Origin of the sequence: Sneathiella litorea (genome assembly GCF_009882915.1) — a bacterium.
Lineage (GTDB): Bacteria > Pseudomonadota > Alphaproteobacteria > Sneathiellales > Sneathiellaceae > Sneathiella > Sneathiella litorea.
The window spans coordinates 477,425-494,302 of record NZ_WTUW01000002.1; the positions used below are offsets into that span (position 1 = coordinate 477,425).

A 16,878-nucleotide genomic window follows, 5' to 3' on the forward strand; every position below is an offset into this window, starting at 1 on the left:
AGGTTTTTTTATTGTTTAATTGATCTACTACAAACTTCTTTCCGCCAAATATTCAGCGGACAGATTGACCGCAGTATTTTCGGCAACGATACGCAACTCTTTCACTATTTTGTCGATAGATACTTCTTTGATACGGGCGGCCGGTCCCGTTATGCCGATGCTGTAAAGAACGCCAAATGGCTCCAAAAATACCGGACAGGCCACACTACAGACCCCTTCGTCAATTTCACCATCGCAAACCGCATATCCGTCCCGACGCGCAACTTCTATTGCCTCATGCGCCGCTTCGATTTCCGATGCGGAGAGATTTGATTGCTGGCATTCCTGCTCCAGCCAGCTTTCAATCTCCTTCTTGTCCCGGAAAGCGAGAATTATTCGGCTTGAGGAACATTTATCCAATGGACGACTACCAAGCCCAGGATAGACATAAGACCGCTCCCCACTTCGAGGTGTAACAACATCGAATATTTCGACCACACCATTTGAAAGACGGGCACAGAACGCCGTTTCCTCAAATCTATTCTCAAGCTCGCGAAGCGCTTTTGTAAACGCCTTGCCCTTATAGGACGCAGAAATTCGGGACCGAATGATATCATCTAGGGCAGGACCCAGCGTATAATTCCCTGAGTCCGAATGGGTCAGATACCCTGCTTCACACAGAGTTGCCGCCATGCGATGAGCAGAACTTTTCGGTAATTCCGCTTTTTTCATCAGTTCCGAGACAGCGAGCCCACCCGGCGCCGCCGCGACCACCGATAAAATCTTATGATATCGGGTCAATGGCCCAGATTTCATTTTCAGAGAGTCCTGTTTTTTGAGACCATATCCCGAATATTAAGACAGCCAGATAAATAAAGTCAAGCAATGAGTTTATTGAGCCGGCGCCATCAAATGAACGCCCCCCCCCCCTCACCTCCGCGTGGCAAAAATTGTTACTAGGTTGCCGCCACTCCGCGAGTACTGCACTTCCTTGAATCTTGAATGATTTTCGGTAGGTTAAATGGCGGCGACAGTACTGTTCGATACTATAATACTCAGGTTTATGGTTCCTATTTCGCGGCCCATTATCCGACTTCCCCCATCAACCGTATATAAATCGAAAAAATTTCGATTTTTCTCGACGGAATTTTAAATGTGATCCGTTGAATGATCATTCCATGCAAGCCTTGAGCTCAATCCAGAGGAGATGATGAAAGATGCAATGCTCTTATACCGACACCTGCACCATGAAAATACACGACTCCAAACAGCCTTTGAATACTTTGAGCTACCGGATTCGCTGCCAAATGCTGTAAGAAGAGCGAAACCCTTTTTGAAGCGACACACTTTACCCCTGAATATTTTCAATAATTTTAGCAGCCCAATTACGCCGCCCACATACAAAATCAAGGAATTAAGAAATGGCCAGACAAACCGGTATCCTGTGCCGCGCGCTTCTCGCGGCATTTGTGTTGGGTTATCCGCTGAATGTTCAGGCACAGGCGGCAAAGCCTCAAGGTCCTGCGGAAGTAGGAGTCGTAGAGGTGCATCAACAGACCGTGCCTCATACCGTGCAAATACCCGGGCGGGCGGTTGCCTATGAGCAAGCTGGCGTGCGCCCAAGGGTTACTGGTGTAATCACTGAAAAACTGTATACCCCGGGTAAGGAACTGAAAGCTGGCGATCCCCTGTTCCAACTGGATGACGCGAGCTACGCCGCTGAAGTCGCCTCAAAAGAGGCTGCGGTGGTAGAGGCTGAGGCGGATTTACCTGTCAAGCAGGCAGCATACGACCGCGCCCTGAGACTGCATAGTACCGGCACGACGAGTGAGGCAACACTCGAAACGGCGCAATCATCTCTGGCCTCTGCTAAAGCCACTCTGCAATCAGCGAAGGCCGCGCTGAAATTTGCACGAACCCAGCTATCATGGACCACAATCCGTGCCCCGATAGATGGCGTGGCCGAAGTTGCCTCGGTCTCAATCGGTGATTTAGTGACCGAAGGACAAACCAACACTCTGACGACAATTACGACGCTGGACCCAATCGATGCTGATATGCTTGATACCAGTGCAAATATCCTTGCAGTTCGCAAACAAATTAGAAGCGGAACTCTTGAGTTCAACCGAAAAATCACCGCCCAACTAACTCTCGAAAATGGCGAAGTATATCTTGGCGAAGGTAGTCTTGTGACTCCAAGCGCTAGTGTGTCTACCTCAACAGGCACAGTGTCAGTAAGGTTTCGTTTCGAGAACCCACATCACCTAATCAGGCCGGGAATGTTCCTGCGTGCACAAGTTACCCTCGGTACAAAAAGCGCCGTATTGGTTCCGCAACGGGCTGGTGAGCATGGTGCCGATGGAAAACTGAAGATCTTTGTGGTTGGTGAGGACGGCAAATCAAAGCAGCTCAGCCTTGAGACCGCCGGTTCATATGAGAATAACTGGATCATTCAATCCGGATTGGAGGATGGCACGTTGGTCATTGTTGACGGGCAAAAAAATCTGCGCGCGGGCGTCGAACTCAAGCCTGTTCCCGTGAAGATTGATGCGGATGGCTTAACTCAGGAAAAATTGGTCGGATTGGAGTAACTTGATGGCCCAGTTTTTTATTCACCGCCCGGTGTTTGCCTGGGTGATTGCAATTGTGATCATGCTTGTCGGCGTGTTCAGTGTCCAGTCTCTGCCAGTTTCGCAGTATCCCACTGTCGCCCCGACAACCATTCGAATTCAGGCGACTTATACGGGCGCCTCCGCGCAAATTGTGGCAAATTCGGTAACGACTATCATCGAAGATGGCATGACCGGCCTGGACGGACTTCTCTACATGACGTCAAGTTCGACCGAGGGAAATTCTGAGATTTCCCTTATCTTTGACAGCAGCCGTGATTCAGATATCGCCCAAGTCGAGGTGCAGAACAAACTGAAGCTGGTCGAGGCATCGCTGCCTACCGTCGTCACACAACGAGGGGTATCCGTTACCAAATCTGATAGCTCAATCCTTATGGTTGGCGCACTGGTTTCCACCGATGGCAGCTATACCTCGGTCGAGCTGGGCGATCTGTTCTCAAGCCGCATGAAAGATACGGTTCAGCGATTGGAAGGAGTCGGCTCGATCAATGTTTTCGGATCAGAATACGCCATGCGGATCTGGCTTAATCCGGACAAGCTTTATCAGTATCAACTGACGCCCAAGGATGTCACCAGCGCTGTCTCCGAACAGAATACAAATGTAACGGTTGGTTCTTTAGGGGCGCTGCCACAACAACGCGGCCAGCAGATAACCATCTCCCTGCAGGCGCAATCACAACTGTCGAACGTTGATCAGTTTAAAAGCATCCTGCTTAAAACCAATGAGGATGGCTCTTCCGTGTTTTTGGGAGATGTCGCCTCCATCGAGATTGGAAGTGAGAGTTATAGTGTCAGTTCGCAATATAATGACAAAGCCTCCTCTGGCTTCGGCGTCAATCTTGCTACTGGCGCGAATGCAGTTGCAACTTCTGCCCGCGTGCATGAGGCCATGGACAAGCTTCAGAGCTCATTGCCGCAAGGGGTAGAAGTCGTCTATCCCTATGATACGGCACCATTCGTCCAGGAGTCGATCAATCAGGTATACCACACGCTCGGTGAAGCCGTTTTACTGGTCTTTCTGGTGATCCTTGTCTTCCTGCAAAGCTGGCGGGCAACAATCATCCCGACTATCGCGGTTCCCGTAGTGCTGCTGGGCACTTTCGGGGTGCTGGAAATGTTTGGCATGTCGATCAACACATTGACCATGTTCGCCCTCGTTTTGGCAATCGGGTTACTTGTCGACGACGCCATTGTCGTTGTGGAAAATGTGGAACGCGTGATGGAGGAAGAAGGGATCGGCCCGGTCGAGGCAACCGAGAAAAGCATGCGTGAAATCTCGGGCGCATTGGTTGGTATCGTTGTTGTCCTCTCGTCAGTTTTCCTCCCCATGGCCTTTATGAGTGGCTCGACTGGCGTTATTTACCGACAGTTCTCCATAACTATTATTGCAGCTATGCTGCTTTCGCTTCTCGTGGCATTGGTCTTGACCCCCGCCATGTGCGCCCAGTTGCTAAAACCTGGGAATGGCCGCAAAAAATTCTGGCCGGCTAGAAAATTCAATCAATATTTCGATGGGCTGAACAACGGCTACATGGCAACCGTCGGCCGTTTTGTAAAACGACCCTTCAGAATGATCCTGCTGGTCCTGGCGATCGGATTTGGCATCTCGATGATCTATGAAGAATTACCAACGAGCTTCGTTCCAACAGAAGACCAAAATGTGCTTCTGGCGACAGTCACCCTGCCGCAGAATGCGACCCAGCCGCAAGTGGCCAAAACCTTAGAGGCAATGGACGAATATATGCGGCAGGAATACGCGGAGTATGTTCGGTCGACATATTCTGTAAAAGGACGCAACTTCAACGGGTCCGGACAGAACATGGGCATGATGTTTGTCAGGCTGAAGAGCCTCGACGAACGAAACGGGATGTCCGCGGCAAATCTGGCGATGAAAGCCAATCAGCACTTCTCGAATGGACGCTTCGGACAGGTTCTGTTTCTTCAACCACCGGCAATTCGCGGGCTCGGCACGACAAACGGCTTTACAATGTATTTGGTCGATGATGCGAACACTGGCATGGACGCTCTGACCCAAACAGCCATTGATGTCACCCGCACAGCTCAGCAGGAAGGCAAGGCCGCCAGTATTCGCGGCGCGAATGCCACGACGGAAACCTCCCTGACCATCAACATTGACCAGCAAAAAGCGCAGGCATTTGGACTTTCCATTTCAGAGATCAACACCAACCTGTCGACAGTCTTTGCGGGCAGTTATGTCAATGATTTCACATTGAACGGCAGATTGCGGGATGTCAGGGTCCAGGGTGATGCGTCTTTCCGTATGCAACCCTCCGATATCAACAGCTGGTATGTAAGGAACAGCAATAGCGAGATGGTCCCGCTTGCAGCCTTCTCCAAGCAGGAGTGGGGCCGTGTAGCGACCACTATCGACCGGTATAACGGTGTCGACGCGATCTCGCTTGAAGGTGCCGCTGCTGAAGGGATGAGTTCAGGCGATACAATGGACGCGATGCAGACAATCGTAGAGGACATACAACAAGGATATAACGCCGCCTGGACCGGGTTATCCTATCAAGAACGTCAGGCGGGTAATCAGGAACCAATGCTTTACATTCTTTCTGCACTTGTCGTCTTCCTGTGTCTTGCTGCTCTCTATGAAAGCTGGACCATTCCGCTCTCTGTGATGCTGGCGGTCCCGGTCAGTATTCTGGGTGCGCTGATCGCTGCCAAAATATTCGGTCAATCAAATGACGTTTATTTCAAGGTGGGCTTGCTAACGACCATCGGTTTGGCGGCCCGTAACGCAATTCTGATCGTGGAGTTCGCGCAAACACTTCGCGCTCAAGGTGAAAAAATGCGCGATGCGGTCCTGCTTGCCTCACGACAGCGCCTTCGGCCGATCATGATGACCACCTTTGCCTTTGGCTTCGGTGTCCTGCCCTTGGCCGTTGCCAGTGGGGCTGGTGCCAATGCACAGAATTCGGTCGGTATCGGCTTGCTTGGTGGGATCCTCTTCTCGGCTCTCTTTGGGCTTATCATGGTCCCGGTTCTTTATATTGCGGTTATACGTGGCAGTGAGATGCTTGGCCAACGACGCTCCAAAAACAGCACAGTCGCGGCGGAGTGAATATGGGAAATTAGCGGGCGTGCCGCCAGAAATGTGGCAAGACGAATGCACCCTCGCAACCGCTTTGCTAGTACTTCTCATGGCTTCTCCGGACATGACGGGTGCACTCCAAACGAAATCCATAGCTAACTCCGCGAGGAACTGGCAATCTGGGAACGGATACTCCCTTCTGCTTTTGTGACCTGAATTGAAAGGTTAGACGCCGAACTTTTAGCCTATGGGCGCGTGCTTCTTTCCACCGCAGAAGTTTCGCGCGGAATTATCAGCCTGCTTGTAGAGGCGGTTACACCGGAAGGGTCAATGCGGCGGCGTCGGTTGGAAACGAAAGTTTCCAGGACTTCACCCACGCAATCGACGGCTTACTACAAATAATGTGTTTCGCCATTGATCTTCACAAAGGCCTCATCAAGATGTCATTTCCAACTTGAATAATTTTGAGCCAGACGGATCCGCTTCTTGCGGATTTCACTAGCGAACCGTTGCATGACAAATGTTGAGGCCCCATTCATGAAGAAGATCTTCAAAATTGCGAAGTGTCAGGGGAACCCTGATATACACTATCACTGAAAGGCGGATGACTTCATGTTATGTATTGAAATACCTGGATGGATTATGCTTTGTCATTTAGAGAGAGCAGAAAATGGCCAATACGACAACAACCTATTTTTCTCTGACAGTACCATTGTGAGCACTGCATAATATCTTCACAAGATGCTTACCGATATCTTTCGGAGCCATACCTCGATCTTTACGATACCAAGTCTGCGCCCAATTTAGAGCGCCTAAAAACTGAAGTCGAAATACATCGCTGTCTATATCTGCGGCAAGATCGAGCTCACCTATTACCTCAGCAATGATAGCTTCGTATTCATCCCGTTGTTTCATCAGAATTTGATTCTGTTCAGCTATGCATTCTGGAAAACGCGCTGCAACCATGAACATGAAACCACTATCGTCTAACAAAACCTGAGAGTGAGCAACAGCCAATGCTTCGAGCTTACACCAAGGGTCCTTATGTGGAGCAATAGCTTCACGAGCTGCATCCGATAAGATTTTCATACCCTGACTGTGGACTTCTAAAAATATCTCCTCCTTAGACTTAAAGTAGTAATACAACGAGCCCGGCAATAACCCCGCAGCCGAAGCAATATCTCGGATTGAAGTACGATCAAAGCCCTTTTCGCTGAAAAGCTTGGCTGACGTGTTTACTATTAGCTGAAAACGGTCAACGCCTTCAGTAGCAAGATCAACCCCAGTTAGCATCTCGCGGCGACTCGGTCGACCTACTCGGCGCTCCGTTGTATCATTGGCCAATGTAAATACCTTTCTCTATAGACATAATAGAAAACTGGGCGCTAAAACCGTCCACAAATATTCAATCAAGTGATTTAAATCTTACTTTAAGCAACAAATGTCGACAGCTGGCGATTATTTCATGCTTAACGAAAATAGGTTTTCATCAACATTTTAACGTTGTTAATACATTCGTCAGGTTAAGATTATAGCTCGCCAGTACTGTTCTAAGCACACAATCATTCTACGCCAGCCCCAAAAAAACACAAATCTAATATATACATCGGATTTACTGCCTCTTTAACTAAGACAATATGAAAGAAAACGGTTCAAGTTTGTTTCCGCCTTTGAATCGCTTCTCTATTCGTATCGATGCACAGGTTGATACCGATTGATAAATCTCACCACAATACAACGTGGTAGAAAGCACTTTATTCTGATTTGTCTACAGTTAGAAAGTCGGCAGGAATAACGAATGGCAAATGTTCCAGAAATCGATTTCCATCGATATTAAATTATGAAACTTGCGGTATGCGCTTTGCGTAAGGCAAGGTGAAAGTCACTTTACGCAACAAAGCGCCCGTGCACGTGATAGGGCCAAATTGATCAAAACCTTCTTCACTCCGATCAATCAATACCTCACCAACCCCAAGATTTTCTTGACTAAGCACTGCATCTTGATGCGCCACCATTAAAAATTCAGAAATTTCGGGACGAGCTTCATATGCGCTGGGAACGGTTCGTAGCAACAATCTTGGCTCAAGCGAGTTAACAAAAGGGCGTGGATCTTCCGCAGGTTTAGTATCAAAACGCGCTTGAACTTTGATAATACGACGACCAACGCCGTCACGATAGGGCATGTGCCTTGCTTCAGCTTCAATCCCGTTGTCGGGTTGATTTCGGATCTCTACGTTTGCGAGTTTTTTAGGATACCCCCAAATCTCTCGCCCCCCCGCCAACGCAACATCGTTATCAACAAGCATGATCGCGAATGTTGATCCCTCAATACCATCGTCCGATATAACGGGGATAACTATTCCACATTCGTTGGAACTATACTCGGCTCCGATTTCTGGGATATTTGGTACGTTTGCAAACCACACAGCAAACTCACCAGGCTTGCCGCGATGATTAAGGCCCTCAGGAATCCATTGCTCGAGCGCATCTGGATTGGCAGCGAGGCAAGCAAGATTGAGCACCTGTGCCCCAGTATAGGTCCAAGGGGGTGCAGGATAATTGGGCGATTTTATTGGACTAAACGACATTCTTATCTCCTATTCATCCATAGCATTTGGAATAACCAAGCTGATCTCAGGAAATGTGATCAATAGCGCCACAATGATCACTTCCGCTAACAGAAACCAAGTCAGCCCACGAAATATTTTTCCTAACGGCACCGTATCACCGACCACGCCCCTAACAACGAAGGCAGACAACCCCACCGGAGGTGTGATCAGACTGATCTCAATGAACTTTACGACCAAAACCCCCATCCAAATTAGATCAAAGCCCGCCGCCTGAAAAAATGGTAAAAAGATCGGAATCGTAAGAAGCAATAAGCCCATTGGATCAAGGAACATACCCAGGAGTAAATACACTAAAGGCACGATCATGAGCAAAAGCATTGGATCGTAGGTAAATTCCTCCGCCATCGACCCTATGAGTTGTGGGAGGCCGGCAAAAGCTAAAAATCGAGAGAACAATGCCGCACCAATTCCTATAAAAAAAATAGTTCCTGTGCTCGCTAAAGTCTCAAAAATACTTTTATACAAAACTTCACGCGTCATGGTCTTCATATACATAGCGATGATGATTGAAGCGAAGGCACCAAAACCAGCAGCTTCAGTTGCCGTGGCAAGCCCGGAGTACATGCTCCCCATAACTGCAAAAATCAGCAATGGTAATGGAGCAATTTCCCGAAGAGCGCGTAGTCGCATACGCCAAGAAATATCTTCTTTGCTTGCCGGCGCCAGACTAGGCTTCATCCAACAACGAAAAATGATCATCATGCCGTAGACAAAAGCTGTGAGAATACCTGGCAAAATACCAGCCAAGAGCAATTTGCTGATTGATACGCCTGCAAACATGCCAAAAAGTACAAACGGAATGCTCGGCGGGATCATAGAACCAATCGTGCCTGATGCGGCAACTACGGACGTCGCGAGCGTTGGATCATACCCACGACGCAGCATTTCCGGAACCGCAAGACGTGCCATAGCGGCGGATGTTGCAAGACTTGATCCTGTTGCTGCTGAAAACCCTGCCGCTGCATAGTTTGTCGCCACAGCAAGCCCGCCCGGAAGCCGACTCAACCAAAGACGCGCGCACTCGAACAGACCGTGTGTCAATCCACTGTGAAAAGCGATTGATCCCATCAGCAGGAATAATGGAATAGCGGAAAGCTCCCATTTCGCAACAAACTCGTAGGCCATTGATCGAGCAACACCTATTGTTGCCCGTTCACCCAGCAACAAGTAGATTCCACCTAAAGAAACAACGCCTAGCACCACTCCGATTGGCACGCGCAATGCGAGCAGGAGAAACAACACACCAATCCCTGCCAGCCCAATTTCAAGCGAAGTCATACATCAATTCCATTTTTACTGCGGAACAAGGCAATCGCATGAAAGAGTGCGAACAACACCATTGCACTAAAGGCAAACGCCACAACCCAACGACTCGGCCAAGTGATCAAATCGTAACCTCGGACCGGAATCATTTCGCCAAATTTGGTAGACGATCTAGCTTCAAGCCAAGCGCCATATCCCAGAATACCGGCATAGGCAGCAGTTAGAATTGCACCGAAACCATCTACCAAGCGGAGCGTTTTTTTAGGAGCCCATTGCATAAATATTTCTACAAAAAGCTGATCATTATCGAGCTGGACAAGTGCAATCCCAAAAAAGACGACAAACACCATATAATACACAGACACCAGCTCGATAGTGCCCGGAATTGTCACATTGGCGAACGACCGAAGTAGAACCTCCGCGGTTATATGCAACATCATCACCACAAGCGCGACACCACCAAAAATACCCAGCCCGCATCGCAAAAAATGTCGAAGCATTTTCATCGCTGATACACCTCCAAGCCAAAATGGCGCGCATTAAAGCCCGCACGGAACGACTTCATGCGTATGTTGAGATCAACCTTCGACACTCTCCCCCTCCACTCCTCGAGCTAACAACCGCTTAGAAAATCGCCCTCGTCCAGCAGCTACTAGCGCAAAAACTAACACAGCCATAAATAACTAACAATCGATTGTTTGAAATTAAATATCAGAACCGCGACGGCCAACATGATTGTATCAATCAAGCAGTTTTTTAAGCTCGACAGCAATCAGATCCAAGGCAGCATCGCAAGCGGGAACCAAGTTGAATAGCCTCACAAACCCATGCGGCAAACCTTTTATTTCATGCAAAACAACATTGACACCTAAAGCCTCAAGTGACTTGACATAATTCACACTATCGTCCCGCAGCACATCATACTCCGCAGCAAAAACCACACTGCGCGGACTTCTATTTAGGTTATTGTGATGCACAGGAGAAATTCTCGGGTCGCTCCACTGGTCTCTTGGCGCATAGTGTTCAAAAAACCACTCCATGTCGCGCTTGGTCAGAGGTAAACCGTTGCCATATTCAATATATGACCATGTCTCGAAATTGCAGTCTACCACGGGGTAAAGTAGCAGTTGGCCAGTTACCTCAAAGTTTGTTTCAAGATTGGCGACGATCGCAAGATTACCACCGGCACTATCCCCCCCAACTAAAACCGGAAGAGTCCCAGCCATAGAAGACAAATCCGTTGTCCTCTCAAACACCCAACTCAAGGCATCAATGCAGTCTTCAACGGCATTGGGGAACGGGGCTTCGGGCGCAAGTCGATAGTCGACCATCAAGACCGCAACATTAGAACGTGCAGCTAACGCCCTTGCGAAGTGGTCAAAATCATCCAGACCACCAAGAACCCAGCCTCCACCATGAAAGTAGACCAACTGCCCCAAAGGTTTAGCCGATGGAACATAATTTCTTGCCTGAATATTGCCTGAGCGAGTAGGTATCCTGAGATCCCTTACTTCTCTTATCTCGGGACCGCGCCCCAAAACAGACCTACCCGCAGTTAGTGTGTTCCGAGCGTCCTGCGGCGAACCATGCGAAAAGCCCGGTCGTGAACTTGCCGAAGCGTCTTCAATCATCTTGCGTATTATATTATCAAGTGCCATTGCAAGCTCCCTAACTTTAGAACTGGTACATCCGCCATAGGATACTCTCAGGTTTTTGCGCCAATCAAAATTAACACGGCGGCCCTCCACCTTTACCTAGCTCAAACCATAGCTATACGGTTATTTCTCAACAACTTTGGTGGTCGATGAACTTTTGAAGGAGAACCCACGATATCCCTCTTCGCTAATCTCATCGCATATTGACCGGTAATTTCCGAGTCCTCCGATATAGGGCATAAACACTCTAGTTTTACCCGGCACATTTGCCCCGAGATACCAAGAGTTTGCGTTATAGTAGAGAGATTTTTGGGCGAGTTCATTCACGTGATTAACCCAGTCTTCTTCGGCGCTAACCTCTGGTTCAATTTCATCCATTCCGTTCGAATCCATGAATGCTAGGCAATCGTGGATCCAATCTACATGTTGCTCGATCGCCATAATCATATTAGCCAAAACCGACGGACTTCCAGGTCCAGTGATCATGAACATGTTTGGAAAATTGGCAGTCAGCAGCCCAAGATAGGTTCGCGGACCTGCGCTCCACTTGTCCGATAGGAGCTGCCCTCCCCGACCGCGAATATCAATACGCGTTATTGCGCCGGTTAGCGCATCATACCCCGTTGCGAAAATGATACTGTCGACCTCATGCATCTCTTCGGACGTCGAAATACCTCGTTCGGTGATTTCCTTGATTGATGCTTTATTTACATCGATCACCCTCACATTATTTTTGTTAAAGGTTTCAAAATAGGATGTGTCACAACAAATCCTCTTGGCGCCCACTGGATAACCAGACGGTGTTAAAACCTCAGCAATCTTTTTGTCTTGAATAATATTAGCGATACGCCGACGAAGAAATTCAGCGGCTGTGTTGTTGGCCTCCTTACTAAAAAGCAGGTCTTCAAATGCGGCAGTGAAGCCTAGTCCGCCGTTGTTCCAACGCTTAGTATACTCACGATCGCGCTCTTCAGGGGATACCTCGAGTGCCGAAGGCATGCCTTTATCGACAACAAAACCACCACGCGCATATCGCATCTGGTGTCTTAGTTCTTGATAATTGGAACGCCAATATTTGTAATCTGATTCCGATAGCGGTCGATTATGTAAAGGAACACTAAAGTTGGGGGTTCTTTGAAACACCAGCAATTCTTCAGCTTCTTGGGCTATCTTTGGTATGCATTGGATGGCTGAAGATCCGGTACCAATAATAGCAACCTTTTTACCTTCAAAACTGACGGGCTCATGCGGCCATTTTCCTGTATGGAATGACTGCCCCCTAAATGTGTCAATGCCTTTGATATCAGGCATACTGCTCGCCGAAAGGGACCCCGTGGCTAACAGAAGAAACTTTGCCCGAATGGCTCTATCGCCATTAACTATTACGACCCATGTAGAAGTAGTTTCATCAAACTCAGCCTTTGTCACCCGAGCATTGAAGTTGATTTTTTCAATAAGGCCAAAGCGTTCTGCCACGTGCTGCGCATAGCTTAGAATTTCCTGTTGTCCCGCAAATCGCTCAGACCAGTCCCACTCATCCTCAAGCTCCCGCGAAAAAGAATATGAATACTGCATGCTTTCTATGTCACAACGAGCGCCAGGATAGCGGTTCCAATACCAAACCCCACCAACGCCATCTCCCGCCTCCAGGCCCACAGCAGACATTCCTAGCTGTCCGAGTTGATACAGCATGTACATACCCGCAAAACCTGCACCTACTACGACGGCATCCTTGTATTCTTCATTAACGCAAATTGGCTTCGACATTTTCATTTCCATTTTACATTCACCCTCGATTGTTCTTCACATTTGGTAAATTCACATCATGTTGAAGAAAATCGCACAATGGCTTTAGACGGAGCTGGAGCCTACAACACCCAGCCCAAATAAACTTCGATCTCAGCCGCGGATTTCACCAGATTGGGATTCCGGTCATGATCAACGTCACTGGATCAACTTCAGAAACTTGCACGACATATTCATGACCCTCACGACCACCTCACCCCACTAGCCCAACAGCATGCTGTCAATTTGGAAAAACATCATAACAATCTCTAATCATGAACAGGTCAGCAGAGCGGTGTGGAGCGTAAGCAAGTGCAATAAGACTTCTTTCTTAAGCATCTCGCGGGAACCGACCTCTTCATAGAGCCGAACATCGTTCAGTCGAGGTTCAGAAGCTTTCAAAGCCTATAGGCTCCTCACCCATCTACCTCAGACTGATGTCTATGCAATGGGCCAGCACAGCGTTGCGGTACTGGCCGTTAAGCATAGGCCCTTCAATCAGTTCAGCTTAGAGTAGACCTCGTCATAGAGGCGCGCCGCAAGCGCATCACGGTCATGACCAACTTCTTCGACAATGCCTTGCCACTTCACAACAAGCTCACTAAACCGATCTAACATTGCCTCAGCCCCTTCAATCCCTCGGTCTGACGCAAGCGCAATAACGCGATTAATTTCTTTTTCACGACGTTCCGCGTAAAAGGCGACTAGATCTTCTTCGGGACTTAGCAACGCGACATTTTTCTCATCTGCAAGAGACAAGGTTGCTTTACTCTCTTCGATATATACAAGTGAGAAATCTACTACGGCCAACGAAGCGTTACGAAGAACGATCTCGCGCTGCCCCTCATCAAGCTCAGACCAGGTTTCGGCGTTCATGTCTATAATGAGCCCACCAGTATACGTGCCAAGCGACATAGTATTCACATGCGTCACCACATCGAAAAGCGAACTCTGAACCAACCAATCAGCTGATCCAATTGTGCAATCGATCTGACCGCGCTCCAACGCTTCATAGCTTTCCTGAGTAGTCATGTTTACTGACGAACCACCGGCAGCATCAATGAGCGAAGCCCAAGCGCCCACTGCGCGAACGCGCAGACCACTCAGATCGGCATGCGAAGCGACCGGCTTATTGCACAGCAGCAAATAGGGTGGATTTGAGAAAAATCCTATCGGCACAATATTCTGGTCAACATAGTCCTGCACGCAAGTTGGACAGTCGAGGAGTATAAACTCATTATATGCCGCAGTACCCACCATCGCATCATCGATCATGAATGTGGCCAACTCAGACAAAAGTGCACTATTTTTGAGTTCAGCAGGATGATAGAGGTTAGCAATCAAGCCCATATCAACAACGCCATCACGTATTGCCTGAAGCGTAGCTCGCCCTCCCGCAATCGTACCATCGGTAAAGAGTTCGTAGCTTATCGCCCCCTCACTCTCGGCTGCAATCCGGTCAAAGAACGGCTTTAGAACCTCCGTGTGGTGCTTGCTTTGCCCTGGAAACCAACTCGAATACACCAACTTAACGTCCGCCGTGGCCACCTGCGTACCAACAAGTAACAACGATAATGCGGCCATCGTGGCCTTGAATATGGATTTCATTTTTTTCTCCCCGGAAATATTTCTATCGAACGTTTGATTTTATTTTTACTTTTTATGGCACTGTTAAAAACACCTGTCAATCCGGCACATTAAAATTCCACACAGGGAGCCGTGCTATCAGAGGTGTTGCCAGACTACCGTTACTTTCTCTCTGTTTGGCGTAGAATGGTACAAACGCGTCTCTATTTTGCCGTGTTAAGTTACTGCCACTCGGTCAGTCGGCATTCGTCTGAAGCTTGGAAATTTCTCGGCTGTTTAAGTGGCGCTCACGGTTGAAGTGGTTTTGGATTGAGGCGTGAGCAAAGATAATTTGATACAAAATTCACAGGCGCCTGAAATACAGCCTCGCCAGCTCTCTTCTTCGAAATGATAGGTGTGGGTTTTCACAGCGATTATTCAACCATCGGCCAACGTCTTGCACCTCGGCACTTCCTATGTTCTTCATCGCTGCATGGTAGGAACGTAATCTGACCATTACAGTCACATTGGGTTGACCATCGTGATTTATTGGTTTCTTGAGGAATTTTAAACCTGCAATATGATCTCGCCGCTTGGAAGCAAAGCTGTATCGATGTGGCACAGCATCACATTGCCCAACAGGAATTTGGGAAATTGCGAGCGTATTGACCCCCTTTAAGCTTGAATCCTCTACATTCACCATTGTAGTTTGCTCTCGCCCATATTCCCAGTTATGGCCAAGGGGGTGTATGAGCCGTTAGGCGGCACCCAAAAAGTCTTGGCATTCTGGAGGCCGCCAATTGAGTTGTTATCAAAAAAGGACGTAAGAATTTACATGACTTAAACCCTTGTCCGATCAGCGCAATTCAAACGCGCCAGATCAGTAAATTTAAGGAAATTACCTTTCCCAAAAAAACGGACCTTATAATTGCGCTTAGTTGGCTGAAGGATAAGTTAATGATTAAGCATATTGTTTTTTTTAGTGCAAAGCACCCCGAAAATATTCCGGTTATTAAGGAAGCGTTTTCGAAATATCGCGATATACCATCAGTCTCTAAAATAGAAGTTTCTGAAAATAGTAAGCGCGATGGCTTGTCAGATGACATTGATATTGTTCTATACGTTGAGTTTGAATCAGTTGAAGCCCTGGAAGAGTATAAAAGGCATCCTATTTACAAGGCCGGAACGGACACTGTTCGTCCCTTAAGGAAGCTTCGTTTTGTTGTGGACTTCGATGCTGATGACTAGCTTTGATTTTACGCTATCAATTAACAACATCAGATTTATTGCTTTACGAAGATTATCACTGAAATTGGCGCTGCTAGACTAGTGCGGCTTGTCTCTGAGTCATGAATTTATCTCGAAGGAGTTTAAGAAACGACAGATTGGGCGACCCGCTATTTTCTACTGACAGCCTTTACCGATCAGCCAGTTTCGATTGGTAAAGAAACGTTGTTCGCCCACTCGCTCATAGAATTGTCGTAAACAGCAATATCACGATAACCGAGCTCGTGTAACAAGAAGGCATCTAGAGTTGCCGCTATCCCTCCACCACAATAGACGATGATACGCTTGGTTGGGTCGGCTCCGATACCAGCGAATGCCTGAGCGACCGTGTCGATCGGCAGCAACTCTATTGTCTCGGGGTTAAACAATGTTGTCGCGGGGACATTAACGCTGCCTGGAATGCGGCCGGGACGACCATAGCGCGGATTCTCACCCCTGTGCAGATCTGCTGTCAAAGCGTTAATCGTGCAGACCTCCCCCGCACCGATCGCGCTCTGAACGACATCTTTGCCGACGAATAACTCAGGTCTCAAATTGATGGATAACTGGCCAGCTTCGTACTTACACTGGCTGGTTGAGGTTATGCGTCCATCCGCAACCCACTTATCATAGCCGCCATCCAGAATTGCCACATTGTCGAACCCCAGCCACCGCAGCATCCACCAGAAACGCGTCGCCCATTGCAGGTTTTTACGGCTGTAGAGAACAACTCTCTTGCCATCACTCACACCGTGCCGAGCAAAAGCAGCAGCAGTCTCCTGGGCCGGCGGTAGCGTAAAGCGGTAAGGACTGTCGGCCACAGAAAAATGTTTTTGTAGATCGAAATATCCGGCGCCAGGAATATGACCTGCGTCGTAATCTGCTTTGCCGCTTTGGATATCGTAAGGCCGGTTTGGGCCTTCAGTGGGAACAAGATAGGTCGTACAGTCGAAAACAACCAGATCAGGGTCGTTCAAATGGGCTTCGAGCCAATCACATGTTACCAGTGCTTCAGAATATTGTGACGGTGTTTCGTTCATTGGATC

At 48.3% G+C, this 16,878-nt stretch carries 13 protein-coding genes and 1 pseudogene; 3 read left to right on the forward strand and 11 right to left on the reverse strand.

From position 1 onward, the window contains the following. Positions 1-27: 27 nt before the first annotated feature. Positions 28-795 (reverse strand): IclR family transcriptional regulator, encoded by a 768-nt coding sequence (locus GQE98_RS08555; RefSeq protein ID WP_161315241.1) that lies wholly within the window; start codon positions 793-795, stop codon positions 28-30. A 605-nt stretch (positions 796-1,400) separates the two neighbouring features. On the opposite strand from GQE98_RS08555, the gene GQE98_RS08560 reads away from it, so the two are divergent. Both GQE98_RS08560 and GQE98_RS08565 read left to right on the forward strand, forming a co-directional pair. After that, complete coding sequence (locus GQE98_RS08560) at positions 1,401-2,570, forward strand: efflux RND transporter periplasmic adaptor subunit (RefSeq protein ID WP_161315242.1); 1,170 nt, start codon at positions 1,401-1,403, stop codon at positions 2,568-2,570. A 4-nt stretch (positions 2,571-2,574) separates the two neighbouring features. Beyond that, a complete protein-coding gene (locus GQE98_RS08565; protein WP_161315243.1) occupies positions 2,575-5,697 on the forward strand; it encodes an efflux RND transporter permease subunit in 3,123 nt (1,040 codons plus the stop codon). 362 nt (positions 5,698-6,059) lie between these two features. Here GQE98_RS08565 and GQE98_RS18425 read toward each other — a convergent pair. From GQE98_RS18425 to GQE98_RS18530, 9 genes and pseudogenes are all read right to left on the reverse strand, one after another. After that, positions 6,060-6,321, reverse strand: a pseudogene (locus tag GQE98_RS18425) (IS6 family transposase); the annotation flags it as partial. A gap of 36 nt (positions 6,322-6,357) precedes the next feature. Further along, a complete protein-coding gene (locus GQE98_RS08570; protein ID WP_161315244.1) occupies positions 6,358-7,011 on the reverse strand; it encodes a TetR/AcrR family transcriptional regulator in 654 nt (217 codons plus the stop codon). A 494-nt stretch (positions 7,012-7,505) separates the two neighbouring features. Then, positions 7,506-8,255, reverse strand: a complete 750-nt coding sequence (locus GQE98_RS08575; protein ID WP_161315245.1) for an acetoacetate decarboxylase family protein — start codon at positions 8,253-8,255, stop codon at positions 7,506-7,508. Between the two features lie 9 nt (positions 8,256-8,264). Continuing rightward, positions 8,265-9,575, reverse strand: a complete 1,311-nt coding sequence (locus tag GQE98_RS08580) for a TRAP transporter large permease (RefSeq protein ID WP_161315246.1) — start codon at positions 9,573-9,575, stop codon at positions 8,265-8,267. Beyond that, entirely contained in the window at positions 9,572-10,066 is a 495-nt protein-coding gene (locus GQE98_RS08585) for a TRAP transporter small permease (RefSeq protein WP_161315247.1), read from the reverse strand. Before GQE98_RS08585 ends, GQE98_RS08580 begins: the two co-directional genes overlap by 4 nt. 234 nt (positions 10,067-10,300) lie before the next feature. Continuing rightward, positions 10,301-11,218, reverse strand: coding sequence for an alpha/beta hydrolase (locus GQE98_RS08590; protein ID WP_161315248.1), 918 nt, complete (start codon positions 11,216-11,218; stop codon positions 10,301-10,303). 120 nt (positions 11,219-11,338) lie between these two features. Next, positions 11,339-12,994 carry a flavin-containing monooxygenase gene (locus GQE98_RS08595; protein ID WP_246157251.1) on the reverse strand — a complete coding sequence of 552 codons (1,656 nt, stop codon included), beginning with the start codon at positions 12,992-12,994 and terminating at the stop codon, positions 11,339-11,341. A gap of 504 nt (positions 12,995-13,498) precedes the next feature. Beyond that, on the reverse strand, positions 13,499-14,608 hold the full coding sequence (locus tag GQE98_RS08600; protein ID WP_161315249.1) for a C4-dicarboxylate TRAP transporter substrate-binding protein: 1,110 nt from the start codon (positions 14,606-14,608) through the stop codon (positions 13,499-13,501). Positions 14,609-14,930: 322 nt separating this feature from the next. Continuing rightward, positions 14,931-15,269, reverse strand: coding sequence for a DDE-type integrase/transposase/recombinase (locus tag GQE98_RS18530; protein WP_161315250.1), 339 nt, complete (start codon positions 15,267-15,269; stop codon positions 14,931-14,933). A 254-nt stretch (positions 15,270-15,523) separates the two neighbouring features. Between GQE98_RS18530 and GQE98_RS08610 the strand changes: the two genes are divergently transcribed. Then, positions 15,524-15,814: a Dabb family protein gene (locus tag GQE98_RS08610; RefSeq protein ID WP_161315251.1), complete on the forward strand. Its 291-nt coding sequence runs from the start codon at positions 15,524-15,526 to the stop codon at positions 15,812-15,814. A 176-nt stretch (positions 15,815-15,990) separates the two neighbouring features. On the opposite strand, the gene GQE98_RS08615 is transcribed toward GQE98_RS08610, so the two are convergent. Then, positions 15,991-16,872 carry a sulfurtransferase gene (locus GQE98_RS08615; RefSeq protein ID WP_161315252.1) on the reverse strand — a complete coding sequence of 294 codons (882 nt, stop codon included), beginning with the start codon at positions 16,870-16,872 and terminating at the stop codon, positions 15,991-15,993. Positions 16,873-16,878: the final 6 nt, after the last annotated feature.